The 18,913-nt window shown below is 69.3% G+C and carries 16 protein-coding genes and 2 pseudogenes; 15 read left to right on the top strand and 3 right to left on the bottom strand.

Annotated features, from left to right (window positions below; translation table 11 throughout):
• Window positions 1-152: 152 nt before the first annotated feature.
• Both M6G65_RS16650 and crtD read right to left on the bottom strand, forming a co-directional pair.
• Complete coding sequence (locus M6G65_RS16650; RefSeq protein WP_238195154.1) at window positions 153-1,013, bottom strand: carotenoid 1,2-hydratase; 861 nt, start codon at window positions 1,011-1,013, stop codon at window positions 153-155.
• Window positions 1,010-2,568, bottom strand: a pseudogene (gene crtD, locus M6G65_RS16645) (1-hydroxycarotenoid 3,4-desaturase CrtD). The gene M6G65_RS16650 and the pseudogene crtD overlap by 4 nt, the downstream one beginning before the upstream one ends.
• 83 nt (window positions 2,569-2,651) lie before the next feature.
• Between crtD and M6G65_RS16640 the strand changes: the two are divergent.
• From M6G65_RS16640 to M6G65_RS16570, 15 genes and pseudogenes are all read left to right on the top strand, one after another.
• The gene (locus tag M6G65_RS16640; RefSeq protein WP_238195156.1) at window positions 2,652-3,521 is read left to right on the top strand and encodes a polyprenyl synthetase family protein; all 870 of its coding nucleotides are present in this window, start codon (window positions 2,652-2,654) and stop codon (window positions 3,519-3,521) included.
• Between the two features lie 29 nt (window positions 3,522-3,550).
• Window positions 3,551-4,678: a methyltransferase gene (locus M6G65_RS16635; protein WP_373323673.1), complete on the top strand. Its 1,128-nt coding sequence runs from the start codon at window positions 3,551-3,553 to the stop codon at window positions 4,676-4,678.
• A 94-nt stretch (window positions 4,679-4,772) separates the two neighbouring features.
• Window positions 4,773-5,711 carry a chlorophyll synthesis pathway protein BchC gene (gene bchC / locus M6G65_RS16630; RefSeq protein WP_238195158.1) on the top strand — a complete coding sequence of 313 codons (939 nt, stop codon included), beginning with the start codon at window positions 4,773-4,775 and terminating at the stop codon, window positions 5,709-5,711.
• Complete coding sequence (locus M6G65_RS16625) at window positions 5,708-6,712, top strand: chlorophyllide a reductase iron protein subunit X (RefSeq protein ID WP_238195159.1); 1,005 nt, start codon at window positions 5,708-5,710, stop codon at window positions 6,710-6,712. Before bchC ends, M6G65_RS16625 begins: the two co-directional genes overlap by 4 nt.
• A 5-nt stretch (window positions 6,713-6,717) precedes the next feature.
• On the top strand, window positions 6,718-8,247 hold the full coding sequence (gene bchY, locus M6G65_RS16620) for a chlorophyllide a reductase subunit Y (protein ID WP_250102568.1): 1,530 nt from the start codon (window positions 6,718-6,720) through the stop codon (window positions 8,245-8,247).
• On the top strand, window positions 8,247-9,710 hold the full coding sequence (gene bchZ / locus M6G65_RS16615; RefSeq protein ID WP_250102567.1) for a chlorophyllide a reductase subunit Z: 1,464 nt from the start codon (window positions 8,247-8,249) through the stop codon (window positions 9,708-9,710). The genes bchY and bchZ overlap by 1 nt, the downstream gene beginning before the upstream one ends.
• 35 nt (window positions 9,711-9,745) lie before the next feature.
• A complete protein-coding gene (locus M6G65_RS16610; protein ID WP_238195162.1) occupies window positions 9,746-9,967 on the top strand; it encodes a hypothetical protein in 222 nt (73 codons plus the stop codon).
• Window positions 9,968-10,094: 127 nt separating this feature from the next.
• The gene (pufB, locus tag M6G65_RS16605; protein ID WP_192707668.1) at window positions 10,095-10,331 is read left to right on the top strand and encodes a light-harvesting antenna LH1, beta subunit; all 237 of its coding nucleotides are present in this window, start codon (window positions 10,095-10,097) and stop codon (window positions 10,329-10,331) included.
• Window positions 10,332-10,341: 10 nt separating this feature from the next.
• Window positions 10,342-10,533: a light-harvesting antenna LH1, alpha subunit gene (gene pufA, locus M6G65_RS16600; protein ID WP_012319766.1), complete on the top strand. Its 192-nt coding sequence runs from the start codon at window positions 10,342-10,344 to the stop codon at window positions 10,531-10,533.
• Between the two features lie 81 nt (window positions 10,534-10,614).
• Complete coding sequence (gene pufL, locus M6G65_RS16595; RefSeq protein WP_238195163.1) at window positions 10,615-11,439, top strand: photosynthetic reaction center subunit L; 825 nt, start codon at window positions 10,615-10,617, stop codon at window positions 11,437-11,439.
• A 77-nt stretch (window positions 11,440-11,516) separates the two neighbouring features.
• Window positions 11,517-12,497: a photosynthetic reaction center subunit M gene (gene pufM / locus M6G65_RS16590; RefSeq protein ID WP_192707670.1), complete on the top strand. Its 981-nt coding sequence runs from the start codon at window positions 11,517-11,519 to the stop codon at window positions 12,495-12,497.
• 10 nt (window positions 12,498-12,507) lie between these two features.
• Window positions 12,508-13,611 (top strand): photosynthetic reaction center cytochrome PufC, encoded by a 1,104-nt coding sequence (pufC, locus tag M6G65_RS16585; protein WP_192707671.1) that lies wholly within the window; start codon window positions 12,508-12,510, stop codon window positions 13,609-13,611.
• Between the two features lie 108 nt (window positions 13,612-13,719).
• Window positions 13,720-13,863, top strand: coding sequence for a DUF3096 domain-containing protein (locus M6G65_RS16580; RefSeq protein ID WP_012319762.1), 144 nt, complete (start codon window positions 13,720-13,722; stop codon window positions 13,861-13,863).
• 162 nt (window positions 13,864-14,025) lie between these two features.
• Window positions 14,026-16,717, top strand: a pseudogene (ppdK, locus tag M6G65_RS16575) (pyruvate, phosphate dikinase).
• 189 nt (window positions 16,718-16,906) lie between these two features.
• Complete coding sequence (locus M6G65_RS16570; protein ID WP_238195165.1) at window positions 16,907-17,161, top strand: hypothetical protein; 255 nt, start codon at window positions 16,907-16,909, stop codon at window positions 17,159-17,161.
• 128 nt (window positions 17,162-17,289) lie between these two features.
• Here M6G65_RS16570 and M6G65_RS16565 read toward each other — a convergent pair whose 3' ends face one another.
• On the bottom strand, window positions 17,290-18,783 hold the full coding sequence (locus M6G65_RS16565; protein ID WP_238195166.1) for a peptidoglycan L,D-endopeptidase MepK: 1,494 nt from the start codon (window positions 18,781-18,783) through the stop codon (window positions 17,290-17,292).
• Window positions 18,784-18,913: the final 130 nt, after the last annotated feature.

Raw genomic sequence — 18,913 nt, 5'->3', positions numbered from 1 at the left:
CTGCGCGGACCCGGAATGACGGGGTTGAGCGAACGAACCGTTTCGATACAGGGAAGAGCATTGAGCAATCTGCCCGAGCGCGGCCGGCGGCGTCGCCGGGACTGCCGGAGCACAGCGGCAGGAAGCGAAAGTCCTGTTCGGAGCGCGTTTGCCTAACGCGGCAGCGGCCGTGGCATCCGGAACGGCAGCATCAGCCGGACCAGCGGGTTGCGGAACCGGTCCAGCGACAGGCTCTCGTGCATCGCCCGCACCGGCTCGCCGCCGAGCGTCAAGGCCAGCAGCGAGCGCGCGTAGAACGGTGTGTCCTCGAAGGTCGTGAGCACTCGCGAGCGACCGTCGTCGCTGCGGGTCTCCCGCGCCATCCGCCAGAGCTTGGTGGCCGGCAGGGCCGCGGGTGCGGGCGGGCGGATCTCGCGGCGGCTGCCGTCGGTGGCGAAGCGCAGCGACAGGTTCTGACCGCCGCCCTGACGGTGGTGGACGTCATACAGGATGGCGGCGCCGTCCGGCAGCTCGGCCCGGCACCACGTCCACCGCGAGAAGGCCGCCTCCAGGGGCTCGTCGCCGTCATTGGTGTCGAAGTAGCCGCTCCCGCACCAGCGAAGGTCCGGCTGCTCGAAGGCGACTTCGACGCGGGACGACGGTGCCATCGGCCACCAGCGGTGGCGGCCAGCCCGGTCGAGGTGGAACGGTCCTTCCGTGAAGCCACGCGGCTCCAGCCGAATTGAGCCGCGCAGCCTGTGGGGCAGCGGCGCGCCGCGCTCGTCGATCCGGACCGTCAGCGCCGTGCCGTCCCAGGTCATCGCGCTCGGCCCGATCGCGATGTGATCCGGGCCGCGATCGAGGCTGGCGGCGCGGCGCTCGGTCATGGCGAAGCGGCTCCGGTCGCCGTACAGGACCACGTTCATCGCGCAATGCGCGAAAGGGTCCTTCTCGGCGCTCCAGGCGTAGTAGGGTGAGAACACGCTGCCGATGAACGCGATGATCGTCAGGCCCTGCCGGCCGTCGTCGCTCACCGCATCGACATACCACCACGCGTAGCCGCCCCGCGCGACCGCGCCGTCGAAGAGAGGTCGTCCAGGATCGCGGTGGCCGCCAGCCGGCCCGACTGCGCCGCCATCGGAACGCCCGGGCCGGGATGGATCGACCCCCCGCCAAGTAGAGGCCCGGAACGCCCGTCCGCGCGCCGGCCCGCTTGAACGTCGCCGCCCAGCCCTGGGCCGCCCGCCCGTAGAGGGCGCCTCCCGTCCCCGGGAACAGCGTCTCGAACTCCCGCGGCGTCGTCGTGACCGGACCGGATGTCGTTTCCAGCGTCAGCCCGCAGGCTTCGAGCCGGCGCAACAGATTCGTCTCGCATGTCCGGATCTCCACGGGCGTGAGCGGGCGGTCCCGGCCATCCGCCGGGGCGTTGACGAGCATCAGCAGGCGTTCGGGCCCGGGCGGCGGCGGCCCGGCATCGGTCCGGTCCTGAGCGCAGATGTAGACCGTCGGGTCGTCGGGCATCCGGCGCGCGCGCAGGATCGCGTCGAACTCGGCGCGGTAGTCTCGCGAGAAGAACACGGAGTGGTGGGCGAGGGGGAAGCCCGACGGGATTGAGGTCGCGCACAGCGTCACGGCCGAGAGCGAGCGCTCGGCCGGTGCGAGGCGCTCGCCGGCGGATACGGCATCGGCTCCGAGAAGCCCGGCGCCCAAGGCCGCGCAGTCGGCGTTGCAGACGATCCGGTCGGCCGGGATCCGCTCACCGTCGGCCAGGACCACGCCCGCGACCCGGCCCCGTTCCACGACGATCCGGTCGACATGGGCGCCGTACCGGAATGCGGCGCCCCGCTCCACGGCGAGATCCGCCACGGCCCGGGCCAGGGCGCTCAGGCCGCCGTCCACGGTCCAGATGCCGGCTTGCTCGACATGGGCGACCAGCATCAGGGTCGCCGGAGCGGTGAACGGCGAGGCGCCGCAATAGGTGGCGTAGCGGCCGAACAGCTGCTGCAACCGGGGATCGCGGAAGAACGTGCCGAGCGCGGACCACAGGGTGGCAAAGGGCTGAATCCGCCAGAGGTCGCCGAGCCCGGAGAACCCGACCCGCTGGGCGAGGCCCGCCGGACTGGTCCGGCCCTCCCGAATGAACGGGCCCTCCAGCGTCCGGTAGACCTCGGCCGAGCGGGCGCAGAACCGCCGGTATCCTTCGGCCTCGCGCGGGCCTGCGAAGGCCGCGATCGCGGCGGCCGAAGCCTCGATGTCCGCGAAGAGATCCAGTCGCTCGTCGCGGCTCCAGGCATGCCGCGCGAGAAGATCGGCCCTCGTCAGCGCGATCTTGTCGACAAGGTCCGCGCCGCATTCGTGGAACAGGGCCTCGAAAACCCAGCGCATCGTCAGCACGGTCGGTCCCGCCTCGACGGCGCGCGTCCCGATCGGAACCGCGCGCATCTTGCCTCCGGGCGCCGGACCGCGCTCGAGCACGAGGATGTCGAGCCCGGCATGGGCGAGCCGCAGCGCGGCGGCGAGACCGCCGATCCCCGCTCCAATTACGATGACGCGCTCCTGCGCCACGGTCGCCTCGCTTCCGGCCCTCATCGGGATTGATCTGCGACGCCGCAAGTGTCAATAAGAAATGACACCTGTTGCTGACAACCGCATACAACACGGGAGGCAACGCGATGGAATCGGGTCGGCGAATCGAGATCGCCCTGGATCGCGCCGTGGCGCACGCGGAGGCCCCGGGTGCGCCGCCGCTCCTCGCGGAAGCCCTCCGCTATGCGGTTTTTCCCGGCGGGCACCGCATCCGCCCACGCCTCTGCCTCTCGGTGGCCCGAGCCTGCGGCGACGATGATCCAGGCGGCTCCGAGGCGGCCGCAGCGGCAATCGAGCTCCTTCACTGCGCCTCCCTGGTCCACGACGACCTTCCCTGCTTCGACGACGCGCCGATGCGTCGGCAGAAGCCCTCGATCCACGTCGCCTTCGGCGAACCCATCGCGGTGCTGACGGGCGACGCCCTCATCGTGCTGGCCTTCGAGACCGTGGCCCGCTCCGCCGGCTCTCACCCGGGGCGGCTCGTACGGCTCGTGGGCCTGCTCGGACGCGCGGCAGGCTCGCCATCCGGCATCGCGGCGGGGCAGGCCTGGGAGTCGGAGGCGCATGTCAGCCTCAGCGACTATCAGCAGGCGAAGACCGGCGCCCTGTTCGCGGCCGCGACGGTGGCGGGTGCCGCAGCCGCCGGAGCCGAGCCGGAGCCGTGGCGCAGGCTCGGCGAATGCCTCGGCGAGGCCTATCAGGTTGCCGACGACCTGCGCGACGTCGCCTGCCGCCAGGAGGAGATCGGCAAGCCGGCCGGTCGCGACGCCACCCTCGGCCGACCGAACGCCGCGGCGCTCCTCGGCACCGGCGGGGCGCTTGATCGCCTGTCGCGGCTGACCCGTGACGCCGTGGCGGCGATTCCGGCCTGTCCCGGCGCGGCCGCACTCACCGCCGAGATCGAGGCGCAGGCGCGGCTTTTCTTGCCGGCGAGCCTGCGGGCGGTGGTGGCCTGAGCGCCGGCCCGCTCCCCGGCGCTCAGGCCTTGGCGCGGCCCCCGACTACCCTCGGAGACCGGTGTCTGGCGTGGCGCAACCGTCTCGTGGCGAGCCCTCGCTTCCAGCGGTGGGCGGCGGGATTTCCTCTGACCCGTCGGATTGCCCGGCGGAACACCCGGGCCCTGTTCGATCTCTGCGCCGGCTTCGTCTACGCGCAGGTGCTCACGGCCTGCATCCGGCTCGATCTGTTCGGGATCCTCACCGAAGGGCCGCTCTCGGTCGCGGCGCTGGCCCTCCGCCTCGACCTGTCACCGGACGCTGCGCGCCGCCTGCTGCGCGGCGCCGAATCACTCGGGCTGGTGCGCGCGGTGTCGGATGACCGGTTCGCGCTCGCGGATCTCGGCGCCGCGCTCGTCGGAAATCCGGGCGTCGCCGCCATGATCGAGCACCACGCGCTCCTCTACGCCGATCTCGCGGATCCGGTCGCGCTGCTGCGCGGACAGGCGCCGCCGACCCGGCTCTCCGGCTACTGGCCCTACGCCCACGGCGGCGCGGGCGATGCACAGAGCGTCGCGCCCTACAGCGGCCTCATGGGCGCCTCCCAAGCCATGATCGCCGAGGACGTGCTCGACGTCTGCGACCTGTCGCGGGTCGAACACCTGATGGATGTCGGCGGCGGCGAGGGCGCGTTCCTCCAGGCATGTGCCCGCCGGCACGCCACGAAAAGGCTGACGCTCTTCGACCTTCCCGCCGTGGCCGACCGCGCTCAGAGGCGCCTCGCGCGCCTCGGTCTCGGCGAGCGGATAACGTGTTGCGGCGGCGATTTTCACGGCGGATTGCCCATCGGAGCGGATGCGATCTCGCTGGTCCGGATCGTCCACGATCACGACGACGCCCCTGCCCAGGCTCTGCTCGCGGCGGCGCATGCCGCTCTGGCGCCCGGAGGGGTGCTGATCCTTGCGGAGCCCATGGCCGGCACCCCGGGCGCCGAACCCGTCGGCGACGCGTATTTCGGCTTCTACCTGCTTGCCATGGGTTCGGGACGGCCCCGTCGCGTCGAGGAGCTTCGCGCCATGTTGCGCGAAGCGGGATTTACCGCTGTCCGCGAGCCCAAAACCCGGCGCCCGCTGCTCACCCGCGTGCTGATCGCCCAAAAATCGGGCGCTGATCTGTAGGTATGTCTTGACGCTTACATATGTCTATCTAGGATGACACTCAGCGGCTTCGCATCGGCGAGAGTCGCGCAACGTCGGGCGGAAGATCCCAGCCATGGATGCTTTGGCCGTCATTCTCGAAAGTCCGGAGCATCTCGCGGTCAAGCACGTCGCACTGACACCGCCGGCTGAGACCGACGCGGTCGTTGCGGTCACATGGAGCGGGATCAGCACCGGCACCGAGCGGCTTCTCTGGTCGGGCCGGATGCCGCCGTTTCCCGGCATGGGATATCCCCTGGTTCCCGGCTACGAATCCGTGGGCACGGTCATCGAGGCCGATGCGGGCGGATCGGTGCGGGTCGGCCAGACGGTCTACGTACCGGGCGCACGCTGCTTCGGCTCCGTCCGGGGCCTGTTCGGCGGCGCCGCCTCGCATCTCGTCGCACCGGCTGGACGGCTCGTTCCGGTGGACGCCGCCCTCGGCGACCGGGCCTGCCTGCTCGCCCTGGCAGCGACCGCATACCGCGCTCTCGGCGGGATCCGGCCCGGTTCGACGCCTCTGATCGTCGGCCACGGTGTGCTCGGCCGGCTGCTGGCCCGCCTGTCGCTGGCGGCGGGCGCCGAGCCGACCATCTGGGAGACGAATCCGGCGCGCAGAACCGGGGCGCTCGGCTACACGGTCCTGGCGCCGGCGGACGATCCGCGACGCGACTACGCGGTCATCACCGACGTCAGCGGCAACGCCGACGGTCTCGATTCCTTGATCGCCCGTCTCGCTCCCGGAGGCGAGATCGTGCTCGCCGGGTTCTACGAGGCGCCCCTCAGCTTCGCCTTCCCGCCCGCCTTCATGCGCGAGGCGCGGATCAGGATCTCCGCAGAGTTTCGGCCCGAGGATCTCGCCGCCGTGACGATGCTGATCGACGGCGGCCAGCTCTCGCTCGACGGGCTGATCACCCATCGCGCGCCGGCGGCGGAGGCCGAGGGTGCCTACCGCACCGCCTTCGCCGATCCCGCCTGCCTGAAGATGATCCTCGACTGGAGGGACGCCGCGTGAACGTTCAGCTCAACAAGGCCGCCCTGTCCCAAGCGACCCAGCTGCGCGCCGAGGCCGCGATCGAGCCCGATGCGGTCGCTACCGCACCAGCGAAGAAAGAGACTCAGATCATCGCGATCTACGGCAAGGGCGGCATCGGCAAATCGTTCACGCTGGCGAATCTCAGCTACATGATGGCCCAGCAGGGCAAGAAGGTCCTGCTGATCGGCTGCGATCCGAAGAGCGACACCACCTCGCTGCTGTTCGGCGGCAAGGCCTGCCCGACCATTATCGAGACCTCGACTAAGAAGAAGCTTGCTGGTGAGGCGGTCGCGATCGGCGACGTCTGCTTCAAGCGCGACGGCGTCTACGCGATGGAACTCGGCGGCCCCGAGGTCGGGCGCGGCTGCGGCGGGCGCGGCATCATCCACGGCTTCGAGCTGCTGGAGAAGCTCGGCTTCCACGAGTGGGGCTTCGACTTCGTCCTGCTCGACTTCCTCGGCGATGTGGTCTGCGGCGGCTTCGGCCTGCCGATCGCCCGGGACATGTGCCAGAAGGTCATCGTCGTCGGCTCGAACGACCTGCAATCGCTCTACGTCGCCAACAACGTCTGCTCGGCGGTGGAGTATTTCCGCAAGCTCGGCGGCAATGTCGGCGTCGGCGGTCTGGTGATCAACAAGGATGACGGCACCGGCGAGGCGCAGGCCTTCGCGGAGGCCGCCGGCATCCCGGTCCTCGCCTCGATCCCGGCCGACGAGGACATCCGCCGCAAGAGCGCGAATTACGAGATCATCGGCAAGCCGGACGGGCGCTGGGGCGACCTGTTCTCCGAACTCGCCGCCAACGTCGCCGAGGCCGCGCCGCACCGCCCGACGCCGCTGTCCCAGGACGGGTTGCTCGGCCTGTTCTCCAGCGAGACCACCGGCCGCGACGTGGTGCTGGTCCCGGCGACCCACGAGGACATGTGCGGCGTCGCCAACGTGGCCAAGCCGTCCCTCGAAGTCGTCTACGACGAGGTCTGACGCGCATGGCCGTCTCCCTCGACATCGCCGATCTGCGGGCCCGGAAGGCGCCGGCCAACGTCGACCTCGCCGCCACGAAAGGCGACGGCCTCGGCTGCCATGCCGGCAAGGACTCAATGGTGGCGGCCGCGGAAGTCGCGGGGATGTCGGAGACGCTGGCGCAGCTGCGCGAGGACTATCCGCAGGGCCCGCACGACCAGCCGCAGAGCATGTGCCCGGCCTTTGGCTCGCTACGCGTCGGCCTGCGCATGCGCCGCACCGCCACGATCCTCTCCGGCTCTGCGTGCTGCGTCTACGGCCTGACCTTCACGTCCCATTTCTACGGGGCGAAGCGGAGCGTCGGCTACGTGCCGTTCAACTCGGAGACGCTCGTCACCGGCAAGCTGTTCGAGGATATCCGCGAGGCAGTCCACGCCACCGCGAAGCCGGACGATTACGACGCCGTCGTCGTCATCAACCTTTGCGTCCCGACCGCCTCGGGCGTGCCGCTGCGCCTGCTGCCGAAGGAGATCGACGGCGTCCGGGTGATCGGGATCGACGTGCCGGGCTTCGGCGTGCCGACCCATGCCGAGGCCAAGGACGTGCTGGCCGGCGCCATGCTGAAGGTCGCCCGCGCGGAGGCCGAGCAGGGCCCGGTGGCAGCACCTCGCGGCGGCCGCTCCGAGCGCCCGAGTGTGGCGCTCCTCGGCGAGGTGTTTCCCGCCGACCCGGTGGTGATCGGATCGCTCCTGGAGCCGCTCGGCCTCACGGCCGGGCCGGTCGTGCCAACCCGCGAATGGCGCGAGCTCTACGCGGCCCTCGACTGCGCCGCGGTGGCGGCAATCCATCCGTTCTACACGGCCTCGATCCGCGAATTTGAGGCGGCGGGCCGCCCGGTCGTCGGCTCCGCTCCGGTCGGCGTCGATGGCACCGCCGACTGGCTGGACCGGATCGGCGAAGCCTGCGGGGTTGCCCGCGCCACCGTCGAGGCGGCCAAGAACCGGATCCTGCCCGGCATACGCGGGGCGCTCGGCGCGATGCCGATCAAGGGCCGGATCACGTTGTCCGGGTACGAAGGCTCGGAATTGCTCGTGGCCCGCCTCCTCGCCGAGAGCGGCGCCGAGGTTCCGTATGTCGGCACCGCCTGCCCACGCACGCCCTGGTCGGAGGCCGATCGCGACTGGCTGGAGGCCCGTGGCACGCAGGTGCATTACCGGGCCTCTCTCGAGGACGATCTCTACGCCCTCGAATCGCTGAAGCCCGATCTCGCCATCGGTACGACGCCGGTGGTGCAGCGGGCGAAGGAGCGCGGCACGCCGGCCCTCTATTTCACGAACCTGATCTCGGCGCGCCCGCTGATGGGTGCGGCCGGCGCCGGCTCCCTCGCCACGGTGATCAACGCTGCCCTGGGCAACCGGGCGCGGTTCGACGCCATGCGCGACTTCTTCGAGGGCGTCGGCACCGGCCACGCCGCGGGCGTCTGGCAGGACGTGCCGCAGAAGCGCCAGGGACCGAAGATCGAGGGCCCCAAGAAGCCGATCGGGGAGATGGCCTGATGCTGATCCTCGATCACGACAGGGCCGGCGGCTACTGGGGCGCGGTCTACGTCTTCACGGCGATCAAGGGCCTGCAGGTCGTCATCGACGGTCCCGTCGGCTGCGAGAATCTGCCGGTCACCTCGGTGCTGCACTACACCGACGCGCTGCCGCCGCACGAATTGCCGATCGTCGTGACCGGCCTCGCCGAGGAGGAGCTCGGCCGCCACGGCACCGAGGGTGCCATGAAGCGCGCCCACGCCACCCTCGATCCAGGTCAGCCGAGCGTGGTGGTGACCGGCTCCATCGCCGAGATGATCGGCGGCGGCGTGACGCCCGAGGGCACCGGGCTTCAGCGCTTCCTGCCGCGCACCATCGACGAGGACCAGTGGCAGGCCGCCGACCGTGCCATGCGCTGGCTCTGGCAGGAATACGGGGCGAAGAAGTTCGCCAAGGGAATCCCGGCCCGGCCGGAGAAGAAGCCCTGCGAGAAGCCGCGGGTCAACCTGATTGGCCCAGCCTACGGCACCTTCAACATGCCCTCCGACCTTGCCGAGATCCGGCGGCTGGTCGAGGGGATCGGCGCAGAGGTGAACCTCACCTTCCCGCTCGGCGCGCACCTCGCCGACGTGCCCAAGCTCGTCAACGCAGACGCCAATATCTGCCTCTACCGGGAATTTGGCCGCCTGCTTTGTGAGGATCTGGAGCGGCCCTACCTGCAGGCGCCGATCGGCATCCTCTCGACCACCAAGTTCCTGCGCTCGCTCGGCGAGATTCTGGGCCTCGACCCGGAGCCGTTCATCGAGCGCGAGCGCCACACCACGATCAAGCCGGTCTGGGACCTGTGGCGGTCGGTGACGCAGGATTTCTTCGGCACTGCCAGCTTCGGCATCGTCGCGACCGAAACCTATGCCCGCGGCGTGCGCCACTTCCTCGAAGACGAGATGGGCCTGCCCTGCCACTTCGCCTTCGGCCGTTCGGCCGGGCTGAAGCCCGACAATGCCGCCGTCCGCGCCGCCATCGCCGCCAAGCCGCCGCTGGTCCTGTTCGGCTCGTTCAACGAGCGGATGTACCTCGCGGAAAGCGGCGCTCGGGCGACCTACGTCCCGGCCTCGTTCCCCGGCGCGATCATCCGGCGGCACACCGGCACGCCGTTCATGGGCTACGCCGGCGCGACCTACCTGGTCCAGGAGGTCTGCAACGCCCTGTTCGACACCCTCTTCCACATCCTGCCGCTCGCCCGCGACATGGACAAGGTCGAGGCGACCCCGGCGCGGCGCCACGCCGAGCTGCCCTGGGACGAGGCGGCGCGACAGGCCCTCGACGCTCTGGTTGAGGCGCAGCCGGTGCTGGCCCGCATCTCGGCAGCCAAGCGCCTGCGCGACGCCGCCGAGCGCGCCGCCCGCGACACCGAATCCGCCGCCGTTGCGCCCGCCCATGTGGCGCGGGCCCGAGCCGATCTCGCCGCGGGGATCCCCGCATGAGCGCCCCTTACGTTTCACCCAGAGGAGACCTGACGATGCGAACGATGGTCCCGACCGGCCGCCAGCACCAGGAAGCGATTCAGTTCCGGCTGATCCTGACGGCGACCTACCCGTTCTTCCTCGCCGCGGCGACGCTGAACCGCTTCAGGCCCGCCCGCGAGATGGCCCGGCCGGGCCTCGCGCCGGCGCACCGCTCGGTGTTCGGCGAGGCCCGCGCAATGGCGGTTCAGGCGATTCCCTTCGCCTTCATGGGCTGATGCGCCCTTGAGCGAGACACTTCCGTCCGGTGACGCGGGGGAAGTCGGGCCGTGACCGCCGCCAGGCATCACGGCTGAACCCGTCGCGCCTCGCCAGAGGTGCGGCCAACACACGGAGGTCTGAACGATGGCGAGTGGCCCCATCACGACAGAAAGACCGAGCAGCCTGTCCGGGCTGACGGAACCGGAAGCCAAGGAGTTCCACGCGATCTTCCTGACGAGCTTCCTCATCTTCACGGCGATTGCCGTGGTCGCCCACATCCTCGTCTGGCTGTGGCGTCCGTGGCTCCCTGGACCGCAGGGCTACGCCTCCCTCGAGGGCGTTCGCGACGCGGCCCATGCCCTCGTCACGATGATCGGCTGAGGAGGATCGGATGCACAAGGTTTGGTTGCTGTTCGATCCGCGGCGCACGCTGGTGGCACTGTTCACCTTCCTCTTCATCCTGGCGCTGCTGATCCACTTCATCCTGCTCTCGACCGACCGGTTCAACTGGCTGGACGGTCCGCGCAACAACAAGGCCGCCGAGAACACCATCACGCTCGCGCTGCCGCAGATGCCGGCCTGACCGCCGGTCCGGACCGCGGCGCGCGAGGGCCGCGGTCACCCCGTCCTTCCTCTTCTCCGGCCTGACTGAGGAGCAGCCGCCATGGCGATGCTGAGCTTCGAGCGCAAATACAGGGTCCGCGGCGGCACCTTGCTCGGCGGCGACCTGTTCGACTTCTGGGTCGGGCCGTTCTTCGTCGGCTTCTTCGGCGTGGTCGGAATGTTCTTCACGGTGCTCGGCACCGCGCTCGTCATCTACGGCGCGGCGATCGGGCCGACCTGGAACATCTGGCAGATCAACATCGCGCCGCCCGACATCAGCTACGGCCTGAAGCTCGCACCGCTGAAGGATGGCGGCCTCTGGCAGATCATCACCTTCTGCGCGCTCGGCTCGTTCGTGTCCTGGGCTCTGCGCGAGGTCGAGATCTGCCGGAAGCTCGGCATCGGCTACCACGTGCCGGTTGCCTTCGGGATGGCGATCTTCGCGTATTTCACCCTCGTGGTGATCCGCCCGTTCCTGATGGGCGCCTGGGGCTACGGCTTTCCCTACGGCATCCTCAGCCATCTCGATTGGGTATCGAACACCGGATACCAGTATCTACACTTTCACTACAACCCGGCGCACATGCTGGCCGTGACGTTCTTCTTCACCACCACGCTGGCGCTGGCGATGCACGGCGGCCTGATCCTCTCGGCGACCAACCCGAAGAAGGGCGAGATAGTGAAGACGCCCGAGCACGAGGACACGTTCTTCCGCGACACGATCGGCTACTCGATCGGCACCCTCGGCATCCACCGCCTCGGGCTGTTCCTGGCCCTTTCCGCGGGGTTCTGGAGCGCCGTCTGCATCGTGATCAGCGGGCCGTTCTGGACGCAGGGCTGGCCGCAATGGTGGGGCTGGTGGCTCAACCTGCCGGTCTGGCGATGACCGGACGACACTTGGCGAGACGACACGGGTGATGCGAGCCGCCGCAGAGCGCGCGGCACTCCGGGGGAGGGCAGGCCATGGCCTATTACCAGAACATCTTCACGCAGGTTCAGGTGCGCCCGCTCGTGCCGGAGCACGGCGTTCCCGTCGCGGCCGACGACCGCGTGGGCAGGCCGTTCAACAGCTACCTGTTCGGGCTCATCGGCAACAGTCAGGTCGGTCCGATCTACATCGGCTACATCGCGGCCCTGTCGATCACCTGCGGTGTCATCGCCTTCGAAATCATCGGGCTCAACATGTGGGCGTCGGTGAACTGGGACCCGATACAGTTCGTCCGGCAATTGCCGTGGCTCGCCCTTGAGCCGCCCCTGCCGAAATACGGCTTGAAGGTCCTGCCGCCGCTCAACGAGGGCGGCTGGTGGCTGATCGCCGGCTTCTTCCTGACCGCGTCGATCCTGCTCTGGTGGGTCCACCTCTACAAGCGTGCCAAGGCGCTGGGCCTCGGCCTCCACGTGCCGTGGGCCTTTGCGTCGGCGATCTGGCTCTACCTCGTCCTCGGCTTCATCCGTCCGCTGCTGATGGGCTCGTGGTCTGAGGCCGTGCCGTTCGGGATCTTCCCGCACCTCGATTGGACCGCGGCGTTCTCGCTCCGCTATGGAAACCTCTTCTACAACCCGTTCCACATGCTCTCGATCACGTTTCTCTACGGATCGACGCTGCTGTTCGCGATGCACGGGGGCACGATCCTGGCCTGCTCGCGCTACGGCGCCGAGCGCGAGATCGACCAGATTGTCGATCGCGGCACGGCCACCGAGCGCGCCGCCCTGTTCTGGCGCTGGACCATGGGCTTCAACGCCACGATGGAATCGGTCCATCGTTGGGCCTGGTGGTTCGCGGTCCTGACCACGCTGACCGGCGGGATCGGCATCCTGCTCACCGGCACCGTGGTGGACAATTGGTACCTCTGGGCGGTCAAGCACCACGTCGCGCCCTCGTACCCGCAGGTCTACGGCCCGATCGTGGATCCCGCCCATCTCGCACCCGGCCCGAGGCCGTGAGGAGGCCGTCATGAAGACGATTCTGGCGGTTGTCGGCGGGGCGCTGGCGCTCTTCCTCACCATCGCGATGTTCGGCGGCGCGGGCTGGACCCATCCGCCCATGGCGGTCAAGCAGACCGGCTTCCGCGGCACCGGCATGGACCTGATCCGGACCCGGGCCGGCAACGAGGCGCTGTCGGAAGCCAACCGGGCACCGGCGCCGGCCGATCCAGCGGATGCCGGGGGCGAGAAGGCCTCGGCCGTCTACGAGAACGTGCAGGTGCTCGGCGATCTCTCGGCCGAGCAGTTCAACCGTCTGATGGTGTCGATCACCGAGTGGGTCGCGCCGCAGCAGGGCTGCACGTACTGCCACAGCACCGAGAACATGGCCTCTGACGAGCTCTACCAGAAGCGCGTCGCCCGGCGCATGCTGCAGATGACGCAGTACATCAACTCATCTTGGAAGGAGAACCACGTCCATCAGGCCGGCGTGACCTGCTACACCTGCCACCGGGGCAACCCGGTGCCGGCCAACATCTGGTTCGATCATCCGGTCCAGGGCGCGGGACGCTTCAGACCGCGCAACAACAGCCAGAACCTGGCCTCGCCGGAGGTCGGCAACACCTCGCTGCCCTACGACGTCTATCAGGCCTTCTACCAGCACAAGGAGACGTCGGAGGACGCCGTCCGGGTCAACGCCACCACGGCGCTGCCGGAGACCAAGGGCAAGCCGATCCAGGACGCCGAGAAGACCTTCGCGATCATGATCAGCATGTCGCAATCGTTGGGCGTGAACTGTACCTTCTGCCACAACACCCGGTCGGTTGCGCAATGGGACACCAGCACGCCCAACCGGGTCCATGCCTGGTACGGCATCCGCATGGTGCGCGACCTGAACCAGGATTACATGACGCCGCTGACCTCGACCTTCCCGCGGAACCGCCTCGGCGTTCTCGGTGACGCGCCGAAGATCAACTGCGCCACCTGCCACAACGGCGCCAACAAGCCGCTGAACGGCGCCAACGTGATCGAGCCCTATCCGGAGCTGTCTCACCCGACGATCTCGGTGAGCCTGCCGACCGGCGAGGCCAAGGACCCGATCCCCGGCACCGACAAGCCGACGCCGAAGCCCTGATCGGCTCTGGAGCGGCCGGCCACCCGGCCGCTTCACGCAAGCTACAGGGAACCTGCAACACGTAGAGGCGTCGATACCGACGGCCAAGCTCGGCCAGGAGAGACGCCCGTGACGATCACCATCTCCAACCTGCAGCCGCTGATCGCGATCCTGGCCGGGATCCTGATCCTGGTGATGCCGCGGCTGCTCAACTACATCGTGGCGATCTACCTGATCGTGGTCGGCGTGATCGGTCTGGGGATCCTGCACTGAGCGGCGCCCGCAGCGCGACGGGGCGGACCTGACAGACCGCCGGCCCCGTCAGCGACCCACGCACACTGCCATCGCGCGTTCATCTTGCGTTGCGTTGCGGGATGGTCCAACCCCGCCCATCAGCTCGGCCGTCGCCGGGCACCAGATACGGACGGGTTCGACATGGCGACCGACAGCGCGAAGTGGGTCTATGCCTTCGGCGACGGCAAGGCGGAGGGCAAGTCGCAGATGCGCGACCTGCTCGGCGGCAAGGGCGCCAATCTAGCCGAGATGTCGAACCTCGGTCTCCCGGTCCCGCCCGGCTTCACCATCACCACCGAGGTCTGCACCTACTTCTACGACCACGGCAAGTCCTACCCGCCGGAGCTGAAGGACCAGGTCGCGGCCGCGCTTGCGCAGGTCGGCACGCTCACCGGCCGCAAATTCGGCGATGCAACGAACCCGCTCCTCGTCTCGGTCCGCTCCGGCGCCCGGGCCTCCATGCCGGGCATGATGGACACGGTCCTGAACCTCGGCCTCAACGACGAGACGGTGCTGGCGCTGGCCAAGGAGGCCGATGACGAGCGCTTCGCCTACGATTCCTACCGCCGCTTCATCACCATGTACTCGAACGTGGTGCTGAACGTGGAGCACCACGCCTTCGAGGAGGCGCTGGAGCACTACAAGGAGAGCAAGGGCTTCGAGCTCGACACTGAACTCGGCGCCGAGGACTGGAAGGTTCTGATCCAGACCTACAAGAAGATCGTGCGCGACGAGCACGGCTCGGACTTCCCGCAGGGCGCCGACGACCAGCTTTGGGGCGCGATCGGCGCCGTGTTCAATTCCTGGATGATTCCCCGGGCCAAGAAGTATCGAGAGCTGAACAACATCCCGGAGAGCTGGGGCACGGCCGTGAACGTGCAGGCCATGGTGTTCGGCAACATGGGCGACACGTCCGCTACCGGCGTCGCCTTCACCCGCAATCCGTCGACCGGTGAGAAGGCGCTGTACGGCGAGTTCCTGATCAACGCCCAGGGCGAGGACGTGGTGGCGGGCATCCGCACGCCGCAGAATATCACCGAGAAGGCCCGCATCGAGGCCGAGAGCGACAAGCCTTCCATGGAGAAGGCCATGCCCGAAAGCTTCGCGGAGCTGACCCGGATCTACGGGATCCTGGAATCGCATTACCGCGACATGCAGGACATGGAGTTCACCATCGAGAAGGGGAAGCTCTGGATGCTCCAGACCCGCAACGGCAAGCGCACGGCGAAGGCCGCCCTGCGCATCGCCGTGGATCTGGCGGGCGAGGGGCTGATCTCCCGTGACGAGGCGATCGGCCGGGTCGAGCCCGGCGCCCTCGACCAGCTCCTGCACCCCACGATCGACCCGAAGGCGGACCGCAAGGTCATCGCCTCGGGCCTGCCGGCCTCGCCCGGCGCGGCGACCGGCGAGATCGTCTTCAACTCGGAAGACGCGGAGGCGCACCGCAAGGCCGAGCGCAAGTGCATCCTGGTGCGCATCGAGACCTCGCCCGAAGACATCCACGGCATGCACGCCGCCGAGGGCATCCTCACCACCCGCGGCGGCATGACCAGCCACGCGGCCGTCGTCGCCCGCGGCATGGGCAAGCCCTGCGTCTCGGGCGTCGGGTCGATCCGGATCGACTACAAGGCGCAGACGCTGACGGTCGGCGGCATCACGCTGAGGGCCGGCGACAAGATCACCATCGACGGCTCGACCGGGCAGGTGATCCAGGGCGAGGTGAAGATGCTGGAGCCCGAGCTGTCGGGCGACTTCGCCACGCTGATGGAATGGGCCGACGCGATTCGCGGCATGAAGGTGCGGGCGAACGCCGACACGCCGACCGATGCGCGGACCGCGCGCAATTTCGGCGCGGAGGGGATCGGTCTCTGCCGCACCGAGCACATGTTCTTCGAGGGTGACCGCATCATCGCGGTGCGGGAGATGATCCTGGCGGACGACGCCGAGGGCCGCCGCGCGGCGCTCGCCAAGATCCTGCCCTACCAGCGTCAGGACTTCCTGGAGCTGTTCACGATCATGTCCGGCCTGCCGGTCACGATCCGCCTGCTCGATCCGCCGCTGCACGAGTTCCTGCCGCACACCGACGCCGAGGTCGCCGAGGTCGTGAAGGCGACCGGCGTCTCGGAGGAGAAGATCCGCCACCGGACGCGGGAGCTGTCCGAGCACAACCCGATGCTGGGCTTCCGCGGCTGCCGTCTGGCGATCGCCTTCCCGGAGATCGCCGAGATGCAGGCCCGGGCGATCTTCGAGGCCGCCGTCCAGGCTGCCGCGGACACCGGCAGCCCGGTCACGCCCGAGGTGATGGTGCCGCTGGTCTTCACCCGGGCCGAGTTCGACATCGTGAAGGCGCGCATCGACGCCATGGCGAAGGCGGTCGCCGAGGAGAAGGGTGCCACCCTCGACTATCAGGTCGGCACCATGATCGAGCTGCCGCGGGCTGCCCTCAAGGCCGGCGAGATCGCCGAGACGGCCGAGTTCTTCTCCTTCGGCACGAACGACTTGACGCAGACGGCCCTGGGCATTTCCCGCGACGATGCGGCGACCTTCCTGGGCCCCTACACCCAGAAAGGCATCCTACCGGCCGACCCGTTCATCACCATTGACCAGGAGGGTGTGGGCGAGTTGGTGCGTATCGGCGTCGAGCGGGGCCGCAAGACCCGTCCTGATATCAAGCTCGGCATCTGCGGCGAGCACGGCGGCGATCCGGCCTCGGTGGGATTCTGCCAGGAAGTCGGGCTCGATTACGTCTCCTGCTCGCCCTACCGCGTGCCGATCGCCAGTGCTCGCGGCCGCCCAGGCCGCTCTCGGCAAGGTCTCGGGCAAGGAAGGCTGATCGTCTGCCGAGGGCGCCTGCGGGCGCCCTCATCGGGCTCGTCAACCAACCGGTCAAATACCGGTTGAAAATGTTTTCGTCCGTACGAACCCGCTCCAGAACGGCACGTTGACTGCTTGAGCCGACGGGTTGCGCGTGTTCCTAGTCGATCCGCCCCGGGGCCTGCGTCACCCGTCGGAATCATCGGCCATGATCCATCCTGATTCCAGCCCGATGTGCGTCGGCGAGACCCACGCGGTGGTGGCGGCCCCAAGCGCCGCGGTGCGCGCCTACCTGGCGCTGGTCGCGGGCCTGGGCGGCCTGACGACGGCCGTGATGCTGATGATGTCGGTCGCAGCCAACAGCGGCGGCGAGGCCGAGCGGATCGCCGGAACCCAGGATGACAGCTACGCGGCGACGCTCGTGGCGGCCCTGGCGGTCAATCTCTCGAAGCCGCTGCGCTGAGTTCGTCCGGGAACGGCGCCGATCGGTCTTTCCGGCAGCCTGACTCGATCGGGATCGAACCGTCAGCCGCGTTCACGCGATGCTTGAACGAGCAATCGAATCCGGATCGGCCGGTCGGTGTGCCGGATTCAGCGCGACCCTGAAACGGCGCGGGCCGCCGATCCCGTGAACCGGGCCGCGGTCAGGTCATCGCCGGGGCTACGCGCGCTGAACCGCGTCGCGACGCGATCCGGCGCTGCCGCGACCACGGCATCGGGTGCCGTATCGCGGACACGGGTGGCCGCGACGCGGACCGGCGCGTTGCGGCTCGCCGGCGACGCCACGGCACCGGCCGACACCGCGTCGAACAGGGCACGCAGCTGAATCTTGGCGTCGGCATCCGGAGCAACCAGGGCGCGGGCCCGGGCCGGCGCCGGCATCGAGGCCCGGCTTTCGAGCGGTGTCGGGAGGTTGGCCATACCGCTATTCAGCGCGGCGAACTGGACCGGCCGCGGCGGTGGGAGCGGCATCGTGATGGCCGCCACGACGGCGGCAATATCCGAGGGCCGGCGCGGCGGCAGCGGCGCCACCACCGACAGCACCGCCTCCTCGGCCGCGGCGGCTGGCTGAGCCCCGGTCAGCAGCGACTTGACGTCGGCGGGCTTGCCGTCAGGCGCCTTAGCCTGCTCGCGCGGCACCAGCGAGCCGCGCAGGGAATCGTCGGCCGCGGGCGCCGCGTAGGCGAGGGCAGTCCGCGTGCCGACCGGGTCCTGCGGGTCGGCGCTCGCGACGGCCACGACGGGTGCCCGGCGGGCCTTCGCCGCGACGGCAGGCGGCGCAGGCGCCGGCGCGGGCTCCGGAGCGGAGCGGCCGCCACCGAACAGGCTCGCCAGGAAGCCGAACAGGCCCGGCCCGTCCTCTTCCTCGCCGCTCGCCATCTGGGTGGTGAGGCCGGCCACGGTACCGCCTCGGGCAAGGATCTCGGCCTTCGCCTCCTCGTAGCGCGGGAAGGGCCGGTTGTCGCTCGGCAGCAGCACGGTCTTGCCGTCGGGGAACAGGCGGGCGAGCTGATCGTGCGTCATGCGCGGCCACATGCGCACGGAGCCGACATCGAGGTGCACGAACGGGGTACCGGCATGCGGGTACCAGCCGACGCCGCCGCGCTGCATCTGGAGGCCGACCTCGCGGATGCGATCGATGGAGACGTCCGGCAGGAAGAAGTCCATGGCCTTGCCAAGCATGTGCTGGCTGTACTCGGCCACCATCTTGGAGCGGCGGCGCAACATCGCGTTGGTGCCGGGCGAACGGTAGGCGGAGACGACGTGGATCGGCTGGCTGGCACCGACCTGCCGGTAGGCCTCCCAGACCGTGTCGAACAGGCGCGGATCCATCTTGGTGGGCTCGTTGACGCGCCAGTCGCGCAGGAGCCAGTTCAGCTGCTCGAGCGCCGCGCGGTCGTAGCGGCCGTCCCGCTTGAACGTGATGGTCGCGCTCTCCTGCGTGTGCGTGTGGTAGATCGTGAGCGCGCGCGTGTCGCCGTTCGCCACCGCGTCCTCGGTCTCGGCCGTGCCGGCGATCAGGCCCAGCGCGACGCCCGTCAGGGCCAGGGCGAAGGTGCGGAGAGGGCGCGGGAGACTCGGCACGATAGTCCTGATCCTCTGCCGGCGCGTGTGCCCGGCGGGTGTCAGGCCGGGTTCCCGGCTGAAACGGCTAAGGCTCGACCGTGGCGAAATCGTGCCCGGCTGTGCGGCCGCGCACGCGAAAGTTGCGGAC

The sequence above is a fragment of the Methylobacterium tardum genome (genome assembly GCF_023546765.1).
In the GTDB taxonomy this organism is placed as follows: domain Bacteria; phylum Pseudomonadota; class Alphaproteobacteria; order Rhizobiales; family Beijerinckiaceae; genus Methylobacterium; species Methylobacterium tardum.
The sequence above is the reverse complement of the archived record's forward strand: the minus strand, read 5'-3'. Positions and strand labels throughout refer to the sequence as shown.